Origin of the sequence: Algoriphagus alkaliphilus (assembly GCF_900103735.1) — a bacterium.
Classification (GTDB): domain Bacteria; phylum Bacteroidota; class Bacteroidia; order Cytophagales; family Cyclobacteriaceae; genus Algoriphagus; species Algoriphagus alkaliphilus.
On sequence record NZ_FMXE01000036.1, the window covers coordinates 1,707 to 20,792 of the forward strand.

At 45.1% G+C, this 19,086-nt stretch carries 13 protein-coding genes; 3 read left to right on the forward strand and 10 right to left on the reverse strand.

Going from position 1 to position 19,086, the window contains the following annotated elements; translation table 11 throughout:
• Positions 1-189: 189 nt before the first annotated feature.
• Positions 190-918 (reverse strand): DUF4397 domain-containing protein, encoded by a 729-nt coding sequence (locus BLQ81_RS18665; protein ID WP_175454278.1) that lies wholly within the window; start codon positions 916-918, stop codon positions 190-192.
• Between the two features lie 411 nt (positions 919-1,329).
• Here BLQ81_RS18665 and BLQ81_RS18670 point away from each other — a divergent pair, with 411 nt between their 5' ends.
• Positions 1,330-2,766 (forward strand): pyruvate kinase, encoded by a 1,437-nt coding sequence (locus tag BLQ81_RS18670; protein WP_245693310.1) that lies wholly within the window; start codon positions 1,330-1,332, stop codon positions 2,764-2,766.
• 421 nt (positions 2,767-3,187) lie between these two features.
• On the opposite strand, the gene BLQ81_RS18675 is transcribed toward BLQ81_RS18670, so the two are convergent.
• On the reverse strand, positions 3,188-6,181 hold the full coding sequence (locus tag BLQ81_RS18675) for an AsmA family protein (RefSeq protein ID WP_092733512.1): 2,994 nt from the start codon (positions 6,179-6,181) through the stop codon (positions 3,188-3,190).
• A gap of 466 nt (positions 6,182-6,647) precedes the next feature.
• Here BLQ81_RS18675 and BLQ81_RS18680 point away from each other — a divergent pair, with 466 nt between their 5' ends.
• Positions 6,648-7,025 (forward strand): nuclear transport factor 2 family protein, encoded by a 378-nt coding sequence (locus BLQ81_RS18680; protein ID WP_175454279.1) that lies wholly within the window; start codon positions 6,648-6,650, stop codon positions 7,023-7,025.
• A 157-nt stretch (positions 7,026-7,182) separates the two neighbouring features.
• Here BLQ81_RS18680 and BLQ81_RS18685 read toward each other — a convergent pair whose 3' ends face one another.
• From BLQ81_RS18685 to BLQ81_RS18715, 7 genes are all read right to left on the reverse strand, one after another.
• Entirely contained in the window at positions 7,183-9,447 is a 2,265-nt protein-coding gene (locus BLQ81_RS18685; RefSeq protein ID WP_092733518.1) for a xanthine dehydrogenase family protein molybdopterin-binding subunit, read from the reverse strand.
• Positions 9,448-9,459: 12 nt separating this feature from the next.
• Positions 9,460-9,918 (reverse strand): (2Fe-2S)-binding protein, encoded by a 459-nt coding sequence (locus tag BLQ81_RS18690; RefSeq protein ID WP_092733521.1) that lies wholly within the window; start codon positions 9,916-9,918, stop codon positions 9,460-9,462.
• A gap of 122 nt (positions 9,919-10,040) precedes the next feature.
• Complete coding sequence (locus BLQ81_RS18695) at positions 10,041-12,281, reverse strand: xanthine dehydrogenase family protein molybdopterin-binding subunit (protein WP_092733524.1); 2,241 nt, start codon at positions 12,279-12,281, stop codon at positions 10,041-10,043.
• 100 nt (positions 12,282-12,381) lie between these two features.
• A complete protein-coding gene (locus tag BLQ81_RS18700) occupies positions 12,382-13,278 on the reverse strand; it encodes an alpha/beta hydrolase (RefSeq protein ID WP_092733527.1) in 897 nt (298 codons plus the stop codon).
• A gap of 52 nt (positions 13,279-13,330) precedes the next feature.
• A complete protein-coding gene (locus tag BLQ81_RS18705) occupies positions 13,331-13,963 on the reverse strand; it encodes a flavodoxin (protein WP_092733530.1) in 633 nt (210 codons plus the stop codon).
• A gap of 180 nt (positions 13,964-14,143) precedes the next feature.
• Positions 14,144-14,608 carry a nuclear transport factor 2 family protein gene (locus BLQ81_RS18710; RefSeq protein ID WP_139183675.1) on the reverse strand — a complete coding sequence of 155 codons (465 nt, stop codon included), beginning with the start codon at positions 14,606-14,608 and terminating at the stop codon, positions 14,144-14,146.
• Positions 14,609-14,725: 117 nt separating this feature from the next.
• On the reverse strand, positions 14,726-15,175 hold the full coding sequence (locus BLQ81_RS18715; RefSeq protein ID WP_092733533.1) for a nuclear transport factor 2 family protein: 450 nt from the start codon (positions 15,173-15,175) through the stop codon (positions 14,726-14,728).
• A 177-nt stretch (positions 15,176-15,352) separates the two neighbouring features.
• Between BLQ81_RS18715 and BLQ81_RS18720 the strand changes: the two genes are divergently transcribed.
• On the forward strand, positions 15,353-16,243 hold the full coding sequence (locus BLQ81_RS18720) for a helix-turn-helix domain-containing protein (RefSeq protein WP_092733537.1): 891 nt from the start codon (positions 15,353-15,355) through the stop codon (positions 16,241-16,243).
• Between the two features lie 164 nt (positions 16,244-16,407).
• On the opposite strand, the gene BLQ81_RS18725 is transcribed toward BLQ81_RS18720, so the two are convergent.
• Positions 16,408-18,948, reverse strand: a complete 2,541-nt coding sequence (locus BLQ81_RS18725) for a TonB-dependent receptor plug domain-containing protein (RefSeq protein ID WP_092733541.1) — start codon at positions 18,946-18,948, stop codon at positions 16,408-16,410.
• Positions 18,949-19,086 lie beyond the last annotated feature (138 nt).

The following is a 19,086-nucleotide window of genomic DNA, read 5'->3' on the forward strand; positions in this document are numbered from 1 at the left end:
CACTCACCGGGGCAAGCTGTGATTTCCACTGGAAACTAACAGTTGACAATTAATTATCCCCAAGAACTTTTCCAAAATTCTAGAACTTTGGAAAAGTTGCCTTGAATAATTTTCCCCCTTCACAAAAAAAATCCCGAAGCTCACCCAAGCTTCGGGAAAAACAAAAAAAATAAGGCGTATTTAAAAATTCTAATAGTTGATAAAGTTGGTAATTAGCTGAATATCAAGTTTTTTACTACCTGTACTTTCGGCGCTTAGTCCTCTTAAAATCAGCGAGTACACCCGGTTTCCTTTCAGATCCAAGGTCCCGGATTGGATCAGTGTTTCGCCGGTTGCCTTGGATTTTACTTTCAGCGTGACATTACCCGGATTCAACTCCTTAAATTCAGAAACTGACTTGAACTCAGAATCTGAAACCAGCGGAGCACTTATTCCGGATAGTTCCAAATACACTTTTTCCGTGTCAGGTGAGAGGTGAACAAAGCGTAGCTGCGTTTTTGAGGAGCTTGGTTCCTTCCAGATATCTTTTACCAAAATAGCATCGATCCCGGAAGCTTTATCTGCCACAAAAACTGAATACACCGTATCTGCTTTCAGCACAAATCTTTTTTCCAGTAGGGAAGTAGCGGAGTTGAAAGCCGAAAAACGAAAGTTTCGGGAGCCAGGGTAAAAAGCACTGTAAGGTAAAATCTGTGTATACTCGACAGGCGTCTGATTGACCCGGTTTTGATTGGCAAAGATATCCATGGCTGGAGCCCCCGAAGCTCCCTGAAAAATGGAGACGTAGGCTGCCGGTGGCAAACTGGGAGAGTCGAGGTTATCCAGACAGCCCGTAAGCAGAAGGGAGCCGGCAAGAATTCCTGAAGCCATCATCAATCCCTTGCGGGTGATGGCTTTAATATTTGAACGGATACTCATAAATGTTGGGATTAGGTTTTCAAATTTGTCTCTATGACGATGTATGGCATATTTTCGCTTCAGGTATTCCAAAAAAAATAACACATCCGTCCTCACTTGTTCCATTGAGGATTGATCCCTCTATTTTTGCGCCCGCTATCGGAGCGAAGATGACTCGATTAAACCTAAGAAGGATTGATTACTTGTGCTCTTTTTCCGTTGCAGTAAAAAGTTCAGCGCAGACCTGTCTGCCGTAGGTAGGGTGTACAGAGAGTTTTTGACACAAAGTCACCGGAGCAGCAAGTTTTAAGTATATGAAATATATTGAAAAATAGTGTTCTTAGAATCAAATTTTTGAATGGATAAGCGAAAGAATATGGAACTTGCCGAAAATCTACCAGACTAATGCTCGATTCGATGAACCAAATGAAAATGCAATTGAACTCCCTTCGTCAATCGATGAATCGGGTGGAAGAGGAGTTTGAAGGCTTGCTTGCCGATATTCCTCCACATAACCGCATATCAGCAATCAATTTTTTAAAGTATCTGATTCTCCGCAAAACAGACGTTCGAGACCTTCAGATCCTGCTTCATGAAAATGGGCTTTCTTCTTTGGCGAGTTGTGAAAGCCATACGCAGCGGCAAATAGAAATGACTCTCCAGCATTTGGGTGAGAAGTTTGAGAAACTGGATTCCTGCACGACGGATTTTGGGAGTAAAAAAATCGAAGAAAGTAGTCAACAGCTTTTTGGTCCAAAGCCAGAAAATTGGTTTGCTTCCATAATGGTGACATTTGACTCGGTATTTTTAGCAGAAAAAGATCTGATCCCGAAGCTTTTGAAAAAGGGAATGAGCACTGCACGGATCAATTGCGCACACGATGATGAATCTGTTTGGCAGGAAATGGTGGACAAAATCCGTCTGGCAAGTAAAATTACGGGCCTTCCCTGCAAAATTCACGTGGATCTCGCAGGGCCAAAAATCAGAACCAAACTGCTGACAAAAGGGAAAGACAAAGGGCGGGTTAAGATAAAAATCGGAGAAACGATTTGGCTGAGTGATTCAGCCAAAGGGTTTAAAGCCAAAGAAATTGTGATTAGCCCCAATGAATCTGGAGTGATCGCTGGTTTGAAGATTGGAGATCGGGTTTTTATCGATGATGGATTAATTATGTGCTTGGTGCAGAGGGTTGATAAGGACAAAGCTTTGCTAAAGATTGAGCGTATTTCTTCCAAAAAACCATTTATTAAAGCTGAAAAAGGAATTAATTTTCCGGATTGTTCCCTACAGGTTTCTTCGCTTACGGATTTTGATAAAAAGTGTCTTCCCTTTGTCTGCGCAAATGCGGATACAGTAGGGTTTTCTTTTGTAAGGTCCAGTCGGGATATTGCTGATTTGCGGGCCGCTTTGAAGGAGGTAGAGGCTGATATCCCTTTTATGATCCTAAAAATTGAAACACATGAATCAGTCAAAAATCTACCTTCCTTACTATTGGAAGGAATGAAAGACGCTGATTTTGGAGTGATGATTGCGCGTGGAGACTTGGCCGTAGAGATCGGCTTTGAGCGATTGGTGGAGATTCAGGATCAGATTTTGTGGCTTTGCGAAGCGGCACATGTACCGGTAATATGGGCCACTCAGGTGCTGGAAAATCTGCATAAATCGGGTGTGGCCACGCGCGCTGAGGTTACTGATGCAGGCCATGCCTCAAGGGCCGAATGCATCATGATCAACAAAGGCAAACACACGATGGAGGTCTTAAAGACACTTCGTGATATTTCTCAGCGGAGTGTTGCCCTTCGTGTCAAAAACCGACTGGTATACCGACCTTTGAAGATCGCTGCGGATTTTTTTGGAGAGAAATCCTAAGGGGAATAATATTTGCCACAAAGGCCATAAGGCACAAAGTTTTTGATAAATCCCCTAAGAGTTTCCCGCAGACCTGACTGCCGTCAGGCAAGTTATACGCGGAAAAAGACGCAGACCTTCGCGGATTTTCAGAAGCTCCTTTAAAGGTTTGAATCTGCCATCTTTGTGTCCTCAATCAGAGCGAGAGCGACTGGATCTCACCTCTTGGGGATTGATTAGTCCATCTCTTTTTCCTTTGCGGTGAAAAAAATGCTATAAAATCACCGCAGAGGGGCAGAGACCGCTGAGATTTTTAGCTAAGCTCTCACTCTTTCTATTGAAGGTCGATTAACTACTCTCATTTTCCTTTGAGGTAATAAAATCATTTCAATCCTGCCCACCAGCTGGCAGGGTTTCGGAAATTTCGATGCCAATAAGGTTCCTAGTTGTTGATCTTTGTCGTGTCAGGCTTGGCTTTTGGCCTTACAATCAAGCCTTTCAGTAGCGTTTTTGCTTCATCCACTGCTTTTCCGGTAGACTGATTTACCTTTTTCTCCAGCTCCTTCTTGACGCTATCCTGGACCACTTCTGCTTTCAATTTGATCTCCTGCTTGATACTGTCCTGTGCAGCCTGAAATTGCGCCGTAGCCTTTGCCTGCAAGTTGTCCTTCTCTGAATCAAATCGGGATTTCAATGCATTGGTCAGTAAATTCTCAATGCTGTTGCCCCCTGCAAGGCTGATTTTGGGTTGATTATAGGTTCCTGATAGATTGAGTGCAATCGGAATTAAAGTTGATGTGCTTGCCTCAGAGCCGGAGATAGTAGCCAAAATAGAATTTGCCTGCGCGCCGAATTGTCCGGCAGGAACCTGCATATTCAACAAGTAGCTGATCGATCCGTCAAAACCCGTGCTGCCCTGAATAGTAGTTTGGTAATCCCAAAGACGCAGATCGAATGGTTTCACTTCCATTCTTCCATTTTCGATCACTATCGGGATGGAAATATTTTTCAAAGTTAGCGTGTTGCCATCTTTAAGTCGGGTCAAATTGGTCACAGCCTCCAATATTTTGCTGTCTTTGAGAGCAGCCTCTGCCACTTTAAGGATCCCTTTTACATCGATCGAAGAGAGGACAGGCATCATATTTTGACCTAAAAGGCCGGAGAAACTGATGTTGGTATTGACCCTTCCTGTGATGTCGCGGGCTATCGGAGCGAAAGCTTTGACGGTTTCCAGACTTTCGAATGCCTTGGCAATACTGAGTTCTGAAATGTCCAGTTTGAAATCAAAGATCGGCGCTGCCAGATTTCTGGGATCATAATTTCCATTTAGTTTGATCCGTCCATCCAAAGTTTTCATTCCAGTTTCTGAAAATTGCAGTACCCCGTTTCTCAGTGTCATATTTCCTGTTACTTCCTTCAGATTGAATTTTTCATACAGCACCTCATCGGCAGCTAAACTCATGGTGAAATCAATGTTTTCGGGCAGTGGAATGACCTCCATCTCTTCACTTCCGGTGTCTGCCGTACTGCTGCTCATCCATTCATTCAGATCAAATCTGGAGCTGTTCAGGTTGAGTTGACCTTTCAAAACTCCTTTGTCTGAAAGTAAGTAATCCATGTAATTGGAAAGGTAACCACTGGCTTCTAGTGGACTTTTTCCGAGTTGGGATTTGAATTGGGTCAGGTTGGCCCGCTGGGGATTGAAATCCGCCTGGGATTCAATGATCCGCACGCCCTGTGGGAAATCTTTTGATTCGTAGTAAAGATTACGGATGTCCATCGTGCCAGAAGCCTGCAAACGATCGTAGCGTTCTTTTTCCACATCGGTATAGGACCCCGTGGTCTTTAGATCGGCTTTGATCAATCCTTCCAGTTTGGTGTCAGCAATCGGGAAGATAGCCGTCAATTTTTTCAAGTCGAGTACACCTTCCACAGCCCCATTCCAGTTGAGAGCTTCGAAATCATTAATTTTCAGGTTTCCTTCGATTTCTTCACCCTCGAGATGAAAGCCGAACGAGCTGACATCCATGAAGAAATCCTGCATAGTTCCTTTCTGGTTTTGGATTGTTGCTTTGGCATGAAGTTTTTCCAATGGCACAGGGTAATCGGTATTCTGAATAAATCCATTTTCCAGATTCAGTCGGATATCCATGCTTGGAAGGACTTTGGCAGCGGAGTCATAGCGCCCTTTTGCACTTGCGTTGAAATCAAGCATTCCGGCCAATTGCGTTTTATCGATCGGGAAAATGGAAGTGAGTTCTTTAAGGTTCAGTTTTCCGATCAATTTTCCTTCCATGTCATAGTCACGAAGATTTGCAAGGGAGAAATTGCCGGATAGGGGATTGGAACCCAAATTCATGGAAAATACAGGAATGGAAACTGTCGTGTTGTCCAGGTTGGTTGTTTCATTTTTCGCCTGAAAATTCAGGTTGATATCCCTGACAGGCAAGGGCAGATCGGGATATTGAAACATACCGTCTTTGACTTCCAGTTTGACATCGAATGCGGGGAAAACATTTTCTCCGTAAAGGCCTTTCACAAAACCTTCGAATGAAAGCGATCCGGAGGTCTTGAGGGAGGAAAAACTTTCGGTGTAAATGCCCGGAACCAGCGAAAGGATATTTTTGAAATCCGTCTCCTTGCTTTCAAAAGTAAGGTCAAGGGCAATTCCATCCTCAGGAAGTCCGATGACCCCCCTCAGGTCAAACAGAAAGTCATTGAGCGCAAACCGTCCCTCTGCCAGGGTAAACTTCATCTGCTCCAGATCAACATGGAGTAGTGTCTCTCCTTGAAACTTTTTATTGCTCATGTAGTGAACTCCCCCGTAATTGACATCTGCAATCATGGCGCTCAGCTGTAATGGCAAGTCATAGACATCCAATGTAAACCGGCCGCTGCCTTTTGCCTCGATTTCGGCCAAAGCCATAACCAACTTCTGAGAGCGGTCGTCGAAAATCAGGCTGACACCCTTGACTTCGAGAAGTTCGATTCCCAGCTTAAAGTTGCTGGGTGCTTTCGGTTCTGTGCCTATTGACTCTTTGGCAATGTCATAGTTGGCACGGCCATCTTCCAAAACTTTGATGTAAAGTTCCCCTCCATTGAGATGAAGTCCGGTAAGAGTGGGGAAATCTTCGAAAAGGACAGATCTGAGATTAAAGTCCATAGTCAGTTCATCGGCATGGACCAAAGTGTCACTTTCGAAAGGCTCCAATCCCACGATCCCGAAATCGCCTAGTCCGGCACTGACATTGGGAAAATGACGGAACAAACTCAGTGAAACCTGATTCGGGTCATAGTAGACTTTGGCGTTTAAGGCTTGATCAAGCTCCTTATTGATACGGGCGATGATTTTGTCTTTGAACAAAAAAGGTATGGCAACTGCGGCCCCTATCAAAAACACAAAAACACCCAGGAAAATAAGTATCGCTTTCTTCATTTCTTTTTACCTTTTGCTTACCTCTGAACAACGGAAGGAAGCTAGTTAAGATTCAAATGTAGTGGACTGATACTTGTTTAGGCATTTCATTTAACAAAAGTTCACCAATGGATTGTCCAAACTTTACTGCTTTCGGTTTTGGGATTCGAATTGAAGATTTTTTACATTGTATCTAAATGGATGAAACCTAAAATCTCTAGTGAGTTAGATTTTTTTAATTCTAACTGATTTTTTCAAGTGCTTATTATTTGATTTTTGAAGTTTAGGCCTGCCAAACTGCGCCAGTGCCCGCCTCAAGGAGAGCAAGAAATCTTACCTAGCTGATAATTATCTCTTTGCGTGACTTTTTCTTTATGGCACATTTCATTGCCTTTGATTTACATTTTTTACCTGAATGTTTGGCACTAGTCAAAAAAGTAAAAAACTATCCACACAAGTCCCTAATATCACATTCAAATCCACACCTATGGAGACTTTAATGATAGAATCTAAAGCTATTTCTTTATCACAAGAAAAATGTTCCAGTTTGTTGGAGTTTGACTTAGAGACTTTTTCTCTCCTCTTTGATGAAAGAGGACTTATTTTTTATCCTGATGGAATGGTAGAAACTAAATCTGAAATTATCGCAAATCTAAAGTCTGGTAAAACTGTTTTTCAAGGCATTGAAGTTCTGAAAATCCTGGCAAGAAGTTATGGGAGTACCGCTGTGGTTCAAGGGGAAGGATTTTTTAACATCAAATTACAAGATGAGGAATTCAGTGAGGTCTTGAATTTTATAGATGTGTGGGTTGAAAAAGAGGAGGGATGGAAATTGGTTTCCGCTCACTTGATCAAAATGGGATGAATAGATTTTTCCATAATGGGTTAAATGCCCCAAAAAGAAAAAACCTTCCTGATTAGCTCAAGAAGGATTTTTATGTAAAGCCATTTTTTATCAGTGTGCCTCGTACAAACGACCGGATTTTTAGTTTTTCTTAGGTTTTTTGACTACTACTTCCAAATCACATCTTCAGATTCTGCATTTCCAGCTGTGACGCAAACGGCTGCTCGTAATAGCGTTTACCGGTTGCTTTGTACAGCGAGTTTGCTAAAGCTGCAAAAACAGGAGGGAAGAATGGCTCACCCAACCCGGTAGGGTCCACTTTGCTATCCACGAAGTGAACTTCGATGGACTTTGGTGTTTCTTTCTGACGGATCATTCGGTACTTATCGAAGTTGGTCTTGTTTGGCACACCATTTTCAAAGGCCAACTCTCCAAAAAACGCATTTCCGATTCCGTCCACAATCGCTCCTTCTCCCATGTTTGTTGCCGCATCAGGATTGACGACAATTCCGCAATCCACCGCTGCATAGACTTTTTCAACCACAGGCTTTGAATCTACAATTTTGATGTCCACTACTTCGGCCACATAGGAATTGTGACAGAAATAGGCCGATACTCCCCGATGTACGCCTGCTGCAGGCGTATTCCACTTGGATTTGTCCCGCACGAGCTCCAACACCCCGGCATAGCGTTTGGCATCGTAATCATTTTGCTCCCCTACAGGATTGGTTTCGGCTCTTTTCAAAAGCTCCAACCGGAATTCGATCGGATCTTTACCCATGACTTCTGCCAACTCGTCCAAGAAACTCTGCTCCGCAGCTGCGATAAAGTTGGATCGGGGCGCGCGAAAGGCTCCGATGGTGATGTTGGAAGGGATATCCCAACTTTCTGCCAAGTAATTGTCCAAGGCTCCTGCTGGAAACCGATTGGCATGCAAGGGGGATTCAGGGATTCCACCGGCCTTTACATGAAGGGCAAGCAGGTTGTTGTTTTCATCCAAGGCAGCCCGATAAGTCGCAGAGTAAGCAGGTCGGTACACACCGGCGCTCATGTCGTCCTCTCGGGTGTAGACCATTTTGACAGGAGCTTGGATTTTTTGAGAAATCAAAGCTGCCTCCGTCATATGGTGACTATAGGCCCTTCTGCCAAATCCACCTCCCATACGGGCAAGGTTGATCTGAATATTTTCTTTTGGAATACCCAAAGCTTGCACCAAGGTACCCATAATGGATTCCGGTGCTTGAGTAGGTCCGTAGACAACGGCTTTATCTCCTTTGACATCAGCAAAGCAGTTCATAGGCTCCATAGTATTATGGGCCAAAAACGGAGCGGAATAAGTTTTCTCGATCACTTTAGCTGCCTTCTTGAAAGCACCTTCCGGATCCCCGTCTTTTCGGACAATGGTGCCGGGTTTAGTGATGTATTCCTTCATTCGATCTTTGTGGGAGGAGGTGTTTTCCAGGCCGGAAGGAACAGTGACTTTGGTGTTTGGTCGACCACCAAATCCGCCTACTTCAAAACTGGATTCAGGAGCGTTTTCCCACTCCACAGCCAGTGATTTTTTGGCTTGCATCACTTCCCAAGTGGAATTGCCCACAATGGCAACGATCTCCGGGAAAGTGGTGGTGTCGAAAAAGTTTCTCCCATAATCCTCCTTGAAAAGACTGATGGAAAAAACATCCTGAATTCCGGACATTCCGCTGACTGAGCTTTTGTCAAAAGACTTCAATTTCATTCCGAAAGCAGGCGGATGGACGATGGCCGCGTACTTCATCCCTTCTACTTTGTGATCAATAGAAAAAAGCGGCTTGCCGGTCACGATTTTGCTTGCCTCTACATTTTTTTTCGAACTACCGATGATCTTGAAATCTTTCAGTTCTTTTAATTGGACTTCTTCAGGCACTTCCATTGTGGCAGCAAGAGAAGCCATTTCACCGTAATGTGCTTTTTTGCCACTTCCCTTATGTTCCAAAATACCTGCAGAGGTGGTGATTTCTGAAGCGGAAACCTTCCAGGTTTGCGCTGCTGCTGCCACCAACATGGCTCTGGCAGTTGCACCGGCTGTTCGCAGTGGAGTCCATCCCTGTCGGATGCCCTGACTTCCTCCGGTAAACTGTCGGTCATAGCGCTCAGGATAGAAGTCAGCCTGTTCTACGATTACATTTTTCCAATCCGTGTCCAGCTCTTCTGCCAAGATCATCGGCATGGAAGTTTTGACATTGGAGCCAAATTCCGGGTTGGGAGAGAAAAGGGTCACCGCTCCGTTTTCCCCGATTTTGATATAGCTGTTCAGTTCAAACCATTCTTTTGGTAATCCCAAAGCTTCCTCGGCGGTGGGCTTACATCCAGCCAGCCAGCTAAAGCTCAGCATCATGCCTCCTCCTGCCAAAGCTGACACTTTTAAAAATGATCTTCGATCAAGTTTGGTGTTTACAGTTGTCATGTTTTTCTGAGTTTAGAGTTTCTGTGAGGCTGTTTTGATGGCAGCTTTGATCCGGGTATAGGTTCCGCATCGGCAGATATTGCCATTCATGGCATTGTCGATATCGGTATCCGATGGATTCGGGTTAGACGCCAAAAGTGCAGCTGCAGACATGATCTGTCCTGCCTGACAATAGCCGCATTGGGGTACATCGTGCTCCAACCAAGCCTGTTGAACCGGATGATCACCTTGCTCGGAGAGTCCTTCGATGGTGGTAATTTTGGAATCAGCTACTGCTGAAACCGGAAGTTGGCAGGATCGCATGGCGTTGCCGTCCAGGTGAATGGTACAAGCACCACACTGAGCGATGCCACAGCCAAACTTAGTGCCTACCAAATCCAGGTGGTCGCGCAGAACCCAAAGCATCGGAGTGGTGGGATCCACATCGACCTGCTTGGAAGTTCCGTTGATGTTGAGATTGAAAATGGCCATAGATCGTCAGATTTTAAATTTAAAGTTAGGCATTTTGTAAGGGGCGTCCCTTACGGAAATCAAACAGATATATTTAATAATCAATTGGATCTGAGAAAATCATCCTAGATCAAATCATAAGTTCACCCCTCCAATTGCTTCGCAAAAGGCTGGTCATAAAACCGCTTGCCTGTCGCCTGATACAAGGCATTGGCTAAAGCGGCAAATACCGGAGGATATCCTGGCTCACCCAAGCCTGTGGGATCGACTTGACTTTCCACAAAATGGGTTTCTATTTCCTTCGGAGCTTCTTTCATCCGAATCATGCGATACTGATCAAAATTGCGCTTGTCTGGAAGGCCTTGGTTGAATTTCAATTCCCCAAACATCGCCGTGCCGATTCCGTCCACTACCGAACCTTCGCAGAGATTCTTTGCAGAATCGGGATTGATCAGCAATCCACAATCCAGGGCATTATACACTTTTTCCACCTGAACCTGTCCGTTTTCCAACTTCAAATCCAGGACTTGTGCAGCGTAGCTGTTGTGGCAGAAATAGGCCGAAACTCCACGGGAAATCCCGGCTTGGGTCGAACCCCAATTGGATTTGGCTTTAACCAATTCCAAAACTCCCGCATATCGATCAGGATCGTAGTCATTATTTTCTCCAACTGGATTTTCTTTGGCTTTTTGCAAAAGCTCCAAGCGGAAATCGATCGGGTCTTTGCCCGCTGCTTCCGCGACTTCGTCCAAAAAGGACTGTTCAGCCGCTGCGATAAAGTTGGATCGAGGAGCTCGGAATGATCCGACTGTAATGTTTGAAGGAACCGTCCATTCTTCTGCCCAGTAATTTTCCACAGCTCCCGCTGGAAAGCGATCCGGATAAATTGGTGGCTCTACTAATCCCCCCGCGTTCACATGGAATCCGATAAGATTGTTGTATTTGTCCAAGGCAGCCCGATAAATTGCCTGATACATCGGACGATAGATTCCTCCAGTCATATCATCCTCTCGGGAGTAGATCAATTTGATCGGGGCATTAACCTTTTGGGAAATGACCGCCGCCTCGATCAGCCAGTGGGCATAGGAACGACGTCCGTAGCCACCGCCCAAGCGGGTCATTTCGATCTGGATGTTTTCGATGGGAATTCCGAGTCGTGAAGAAAGAGCCTGTTCGGTGAGTTCGGGCTTCTGAAGCGGCCCGGCACAATCTGCCTTGCCATCATGGACATGAGCAAAGAAGTTCATCGGTTCCATGCAGTTGTGCGCCAAAAAAGGTCCCCGATAGGTTTGCTCGATTACTTTGGCCGCTTCGGCGAAAGCCGCTTCAGGATTTCCGTCTTTGCGGAGAGTTTTAGCTTTTTTGGCAGCTACGCCCATTTTTGCCAATTGATCCTCCCAGCTTTCCATCCCTCCTGGAATGGTTCGGTTTTCTTTTCTCCCGTTCCAGTCCCTCTTTTCATCATAGGTGGAAAATTCCTCCCATTCGACTTGTACGGCTTTTTTTGCATTCATCACTTCCCAGGTCGACTTGCCGACGACTGCGACTAAATCCGTAAAACTTGTGGTATCAAAAAAGGTGCGTTCGTAGTCGTCCTGATGGGATTTGATCTGGAAAATGTCGGTGATCCCTGAGAGGTTTCGGGCTGCGGAGTCGTCAAATGACTTCAGCCGCATGCCGTGAGCAGGTGGATGGATGATCATTGCGATCTGCATCCCCTCTTTTTTATAATCGATCCCGAAAAGTGGCTTTCCGGTTATGATGTTTTTGGCTTCCACATTTTGGTGGGATTTGCCGATCAATTTGAATTCAGAAATTTCCTTGAGCGGAACTTCCTCGGGTACAGGCAAGGTGGCTGCGAGAGAGGCCATTTCTCCAAAATGGGCCTTTTTCCCGCTTGCTGAATGAATCAAAAATCCGGGTTCGGTGGTGATTTCAGAAGCAGGAACGTTCCAAGTCTGGGAAGCCGCGTGGATCAGGAGTTGACGGGCGGTGGCGCCTGCAGTTCGAAGGGCTTTCCAACCCATTCGGATAGCCTGACTGCCTCCGATGAACTGACGGGTAAAATTATCCGTGTCCAAAGGAGCTTGTTCCACAACCACTTTGGTCCAGTCGGCGTCGAGCTCCTCTGCCACGATCATGGGCATGGAGGTCTTGACATTTTGCCCGCCTTCCGGATTGGGAGACATTAAGGTCACGAGTCCGTTTTCTCCGATTTTGATGTAGCCGTTCAGTCTAAACCACTCCTTTGGCAAGCCCAATTCTTCCAACTCCTTGGGATTGCAACCACCCAGCCAGTTGAAGCTCAAGAGTAATCCTCCGCCTGCGAGGGCAGAGACTTTGAGAAACGATCGGCGGTTGAGCTTATCTACAGATTGGGTCATACAGAATATTCGATTGGAAATAGGGTCAACTTACACTGCTTCAATTTAGTAAAGGCTGGTTTTGTTTGAGTTATATATTTCAAACAGATTGATGAGCGGTTTATTCCAAATGGTTTTTCAGGAAATCAAAGACTTTCGTTCGGATACTCTCCACATCAAACATAGACCCAAAATGGGGAGCATCTTTTACGATAATCAGTTCGCTTGGGACACCTTTCACTTGAAGCCAAGCATTCAACAGTTGAGATTGACGGGGCGAGACCAAGTCGTCCTTTTCCCCATGAATAATCAGAAAGGGAGGGTCTTTTTCATCCACATAGCTCACCGGACTGGCTGCTTTTGCCAGGTCGGGCCGATCCAAGGGTGCCGCTCCGATCAGCAATCCTTCCGGTGATTTTGGGTCATTGGCTCCGGGAAAAAGGGTTAGGTCTGCCGGACCATAGAAATCAACTACAGCCTTGACTTTAAAATCTCGACTGGAACCGGGCATAAAGAAGGAATCAACCGAATTATTCTTCGAAAGCCCAACCATCGAAGCCAAATGTCCTCCCGCTGAAAATCCCATCAAGGCAAAGCTATCCGTGTCAAAGCCGTATTTGTCGGCATGGTCATAGAGGTAGGAAATAGCCCGATTACAGTCGAGCATCTGCGCGGGGAAAACCGCTTGGGTACTGAATCGGTAGTCGATCGATGCGAGCGCATAGCCTTGATTGATGATTTCGGCTACGGTCTGCTTCATGTAGCCCAAGTCGGAATATTTGTCGTTGCTCAGCCAACCACCCCCGTGAATCCAAATCACCAAAGGGACTTTTCCGCTTGCATTGGGAGGCAGATAGATATCCAAGAGGTGTTTTTTCAGCGTATCGCCATTGTAGGGGATATTGCCGTGGAGTTTTGTTCCTTCTGGAAATAGGTTGATGACCCGGTTTTCTTGCGAAAAACCGAATTGAATTTGAATTCCGATAAAGAGGATTACAAAAAGGAATTGCTTGAACATAAGAGCAGATTTAGGTTAAGTTTTGATTCGATCAAGGTACCTTTTCTTTGGCTTAGTGCTTAACTGAGCTGGATGAAATTCCAACTTTATCCAACCAATTTTTCACTTCTTTCTCTACTTGAATCTCTTTTTCCCCTTCCATGACAAAAAGGATCCCGTCCCGTTCTATCCCTCCCTTGGTGGAATATCCTTCGAGGATGTTGCTGTTGGGACAGAGTTTCTTTACTGTTTCAAAACTGCTTCCAATTCCATAGCCGGCATTTGTATTGAATGGGATGACAGTTTTTCCGGTTAGATCATATTGATTGATAAAGCTTTTTATGGGTGGAGGAAGCTGCATTCCCCATGTAGGAAAGCCCACGAATACAATCTCGTAGGATGGTACATCCGGGATTTTTGTTTTGAGCGGAGGCAAATACTCGGTTTCATTTTCTCTCGCTACTTGATCGACAATTGCCCTGTAATTTTCCGGATAGGGAGTTACCAGCTCCAATTCCACCAAGTCTCCACCTACTTCCCGATGGATCATTTCCGCCACGGCCTTCGTGTTTTTGGTTCGGGAGAGGTACACGATGAGGATTTTTCCGGATTCAACCTGAGTTTTTTCCACGCGCACCTCTGGCTTAGTTTGGCAAGAACCAAGCAGGGAGGAAAAGAGGAAAATGCACAAGAGGAAGACTTTCATCGTGGATTTTTTATGTCAATGATATGTTTCAATCGGTTACCTTTTCCAACGCCCAAGTGAGTGTCCCCACTCACTTGAATTAAATTTTTTCGGTTAGTGGAGCACTGATCTAGGCAGAGCAAACCTGACAGGTTTAGATTGTTTGTCAAGTGTTTTTATAACAATAATGGATTAAACCTGTCAGGTTTTTAAGTCTAGAATTACTGCCCTCCCGGAGTCATTAGTCGGGTAAAGGAAAGATCCCATTTTCCAGGCTCCGTCTTTTTTGATGTAGACTTCTGTAACCATAAAGGGATTGGTGACTTCATTTCCTCCTACCACTGCCAGAAGCGTAATGCGATTGAGGAGGATGGCGGTATTCTCGATGATTTCTAATGACACCTCATGGACGTCGGCTTTTTTGTACCAAATCCCACCACTGCGGATGATCTCCACTTCCCGGTCTTTTCCCCAGGCACCGCCCATGTGGACGAAGACAGACTTGTCGTCAAAGAGCTCGGCCAGCTTGTCCGCGTTCTTGTCGGCCATCCACTGCCATTTGTCTTTGGAAAGCTGGATGATTTCCTGTTGCTCGGGAGTGGTTTGAGCAAAGGAGGATTGCGTTCCAATCAAGAAGAGAGCTAGTCCAAGGAGTATCTTTTTCATAGTGTATTGATTAATGGGTTATGTGATTTTTTAGGATTCACAAAACCTGACAGGTTTTTTAGGTTTTAAGGTACAAAGAGCTTTGTTACTTCAAACCTGTCAGGTTGGTTTCACACATCACTTCTCAATCTGATGCGTATCCCGCACGCTGCTGAAGGTCAAGGCCAGCATTTTCCAAGCAGCTCCTTCTTTTTGGTAAACTTCCGTCACGGTAAACTCCGTCACCACATCGCTGCCTCTGACATTGGCGGTTAGCGTAATTCGGTTCCAGACGATGGCTGTATTTCCTACGATCTCGATGGCGGTATCTTTCACATCAGCTTTTTTGTACCAAATGCTTCCGGTTTCGATGATTTCGAGTTCACGTGCGGTAGTCCAAGTGCCGCTCATGTGGACGAATTTGGCCTGTGGATGAAACAGTGGCTTAAGTTTCGAGATATCCTTATCCTCCATCCATTGCCATTTATCCATGGAGAGCTTTTTAATTTCCTGCTCGGCGGGAGATTGAGCAAATGTGTTGATGGCTAAGCTTAGAAAAAGGAGAATCCCGATTTTTAATGATTTCATAAGTGAAGGTTTTTTTAATTGGTATTTGAACTGACACAAAGTTGATCTTCATTTTTCTCACCTTACTTATACAAAACACAGGATTACTTACCATTTTCACAGATTGAGCAGTGGAATTAAAAAAGTGATAGGTAACTGGTTAATTTTGACTAACAATCAGCACAAGCCAGGGAAGATATCTTACGATTTGAGACCATCAGCCAATACAACGCCTTCAACAATCAGGAGACCCTGCATCCGCTGGTTTCAATAATTGATTTTTCGAAAGCCAATCCCCGAAGACTGCGGAAAACCTATTTCGGATTCTATCTGATCATTCTGAAAGATGTGGTCTGCGGTGACATTCGCTATGGCAAAAACACCTATGACTATCAAGAGGGAACTCTGGTGTTTATCAGTCCGGGACAAATTTTTGGTTCTAATGGAGGGGAAGAATTATACCAGCCTTCAGGTTTTGGGATTGTTTTTCATCCCGATTTGATCAAAGGGACATCTTTGGGGCAGCGGATTTCGGATTATACCTTTTTTGGCTACCAGGTGAGTGAGGCTTTACATATCTCCGAGCGGGAGCGTGGCTTGGTGTTGGATTGCTATGCCAAGCTTCAGTACGAACTCGGTCAGGCAGTCGACAAGCACAGCAAGACCCTTTTGGCGGATAATATTGAGTTGCTGCTCAATTATTGCTTTCGTTTTTATGACCGGCAGTTTATCACCCGAGACCTGGCTAATCAGGGAATCTTAGAAAGGTTTGAACGCTTATTGAATGAATTTTTCGCTTCAGAAAAACCCCAGGAAGTGGGCTTGCCTTCGGTGACCTACTGTGCGGGGGAACTCAATCTTTCCCCTCATTATTTTGGGGATTTGGTGAAAAAGGAAACAGGCAAGACAGCATTGGAATACATCCAACTCAAGCTGATCGATGTGGCCAAAGAGCGGATTCATGACCCGCAACTTTCCTTCAGCGAGATTGCCTATGGACTCGGCTTCAAATATCCACAGCACTTCACCAGACTATTCAAGCAGCAGGTGGGGATGTCGCCCAAGGAGTATCGGGAATCGGTGAATTAAATTTTTTTTAATGGCAAAAACTGGTTTTAAGTTCACTCGAAAATGCCCTCAGTTTTTTCCGGTTTCTTGCTATGGAAAGTCAGAAAAAATGAATGGTTCAACCTCATGCCTGAAGGCTTGGAAAAGTACTGACTAGTGGAGCAGCCAATGGCTTCGGCCAAATCTTACCTTCCTAAATCCAAGGTCAAGGTGCTGTAGTAAAATCCTCCGATCGCCGGTCCTCCGATGAAGGAATAGTAATAGTCGTTTAGGGCATTGGTTGCTCCGATTTTTAAGTTCAAAAAGCCCTTCAGGAAACTGGCATTGGCCTGGACGTCCAGGGTAGAATATTGGTCGACCATTCCGGTGGCTAAAGCCGATTGCCAGAGAAATTCGTCCTGTTGCCTGAAATTGACCGAAAAGCCAAGGGTTTTGTAAATGGCTGGGCTGCTGATAAATAAATTGTAAACCCATTCCGGTGTATTGAAACCATCTTCCAGTCCGTCGCTTCGTGATGGGTTGGATAGGTTAGCATAGGTGAAGTTGCCGCCGACCTTGATTTTTGAAGAAAGTTCATAACTCAATCCCAGCGTGGAACCCCAGTTTTTGCTGATCGTTTTTGAATTTGTCCAAAGTCTGTAATAATCCTGAGCGGATCGGTCCAAAAGGTAATAAGGGATTCTGTCTGCTACGGAAGTTTTCGGGACATTCACGTCGATCTGTGCAATCAGATTTCGGTACTGATTGAAGTATACGTCGAAGTCCAGACTTAACTTTCCCTGTACTAAGACGGCCCGGTAGCCGGCCTCCAAACTGGTCACTTCCTCAGGTTCCAGATAGGTGTAGGGGTTTTTGGCCAGGAGATCCTGATTTTGACTGATGGCTTCCTCCAGCGACGAACCATTGGTATTTATTGCCGATTGAACAGCCCGCTGAAATTGGGTGATGGATGCCTGGGTGTAGCTGTTTTCAAATATCCCGTCAGACATGACCGGAAGACCGCCGATTCGTTTTCTTCCTCCGCTGTTGATGTTGGAAAACGCCTCGAAAATACTCGGGAAGCGGTAGCCATTTTGTGCAGAAAACCGAATCGTCTGATTTGGGCCGGGGGAATACACCAAGGCAATTCTTGGATTGGCTTTGATCGGGAAATACTGGTTTTTCTCCAGTCGTAGTACACCGCTAATTTTTATTCGATCGGAGAGCAGCGATTTAGAACCTTGAACAAACCCCCCGGTTTTCCAATAGCCGAGGTTTTTCTCGGGTTCGGTGGGATTGATGAAGTAATTTCCGTCAGGCACGATGAGGTATTGACGGAAATCCAGCCCATACATCAAGGTGAAGGAATCACTTTTTTTGAAGAGTACGGAGGATAAATCATGCTGAAATTCTGAGTGAACCAGCGCTGCTTTCACCCTTAGAGCTGCACCGATATCCCAGTTGTTGATAGTGCGTAGCTCTTCGATTTTGGCTTCCATTTCAGGTGTATCGGGTAATATCCGTCCTGAATCGGCAAATGCTCTTGAGAGTTGCATGGCTTCGTCTACCTGAATTCCAGAGTTGGTTAAGGCGTTAAATTGCCTGGAAAAGTCACCAAACCAGGTATTGTCTGATTTAGAGCTCCGATCGATATTTTCTGCCATTGACCGGATGTTGTAGGAATCCCCGGTGTTCTCTCTGGTGTAATAGCCTTTGAAGCGAATACTCGGAGATTGGAAGGATAGGGCGTGTTGCTGAGTTTTGTAATTCTCAAATCGGAATCTGTTGGTGCGCTGATAGATATTTTCCTGATTTGCGGTTCGAAAGGTATATGAAAATTCCTGAAGGGCTTTGGGCCGAAAGTAAAGGGATACATCCGCCTTGAGATTTTGTAGGTCATAGTCAGCCACGTCTTTTTCGGCATAGCCTGTTCGGCTGACCACGTATTGTTTTCCTCCTAGGGTAAGTGTCCTTCTGTTACTGGATTCATCCCCGTAGACATTGACCAGGTCTTTGCCCGGATTGGATTCACCGATCAAACCGGTCGACAGATTTGCTCCAGAGAAGAGATCGGTTTGATTATTGGCAAACCAATCGGTACCCTTTAGGAAAGTGCCGTTGATCTTGAGTGCAAATTTTGACCCAATTACCTCGGCAATTCTGAGGTTAGTTTCACTTAGAATCGTGTTTTGGGAATCCGGAGAATTGACATTGTTTATTCCGGTCTTTTGTTGGAAACTGACTCCCTGAAAATCAAAGGGGTTTTTGGTGATGAAATTGGCAATTCCGTTAATGGCATTCATGCCATACATCGCAGAGGAGGAACCGGGAATCACCTCCACAGCCAAAATGTCAAGATCGCCGGGCCCAAGAGAATTTCCGATGGGAGCACCGACGTGAGGTGCTTGATTGTCAATGCCATCCACCAGTTGGACAAAGCGCACATTGGTGGTATGGGCAAATCCACGCGCATTGATTACCTTGAAACCCAGGCTTGGTGTAATTACCTGGATTCCCTTTAGATTCTGGATGGCGTCGAAAAATCCCGGTTGAGCCGAATTTTTTATTTGTTGCAGATTGAGTTTTTCGATGCTTACCGGGGATTGAAAAATAGATTCTTCCTGTCGAGTTGCGGTGATGACCAATTCCTTCAATTCCTTCACGGCCAAGGTGTCTCCGGTGAGATTTTCCTGAGCAAAGGACTTCAGTGATAAGGGAAGTAGGAGAAAGATAAGAATGGTTCTCACGTTCAGTGTGGCTCAAATGAAATCTGGTTTTTGATCTACTGCCAGCTAATTACTGAATTCTGGTGGGTAAATTTTTAGGATTGGTCAAAATTTACACCATTCCTCTCTTCATTTTCTAATTCAAATTACCTTTCCAAG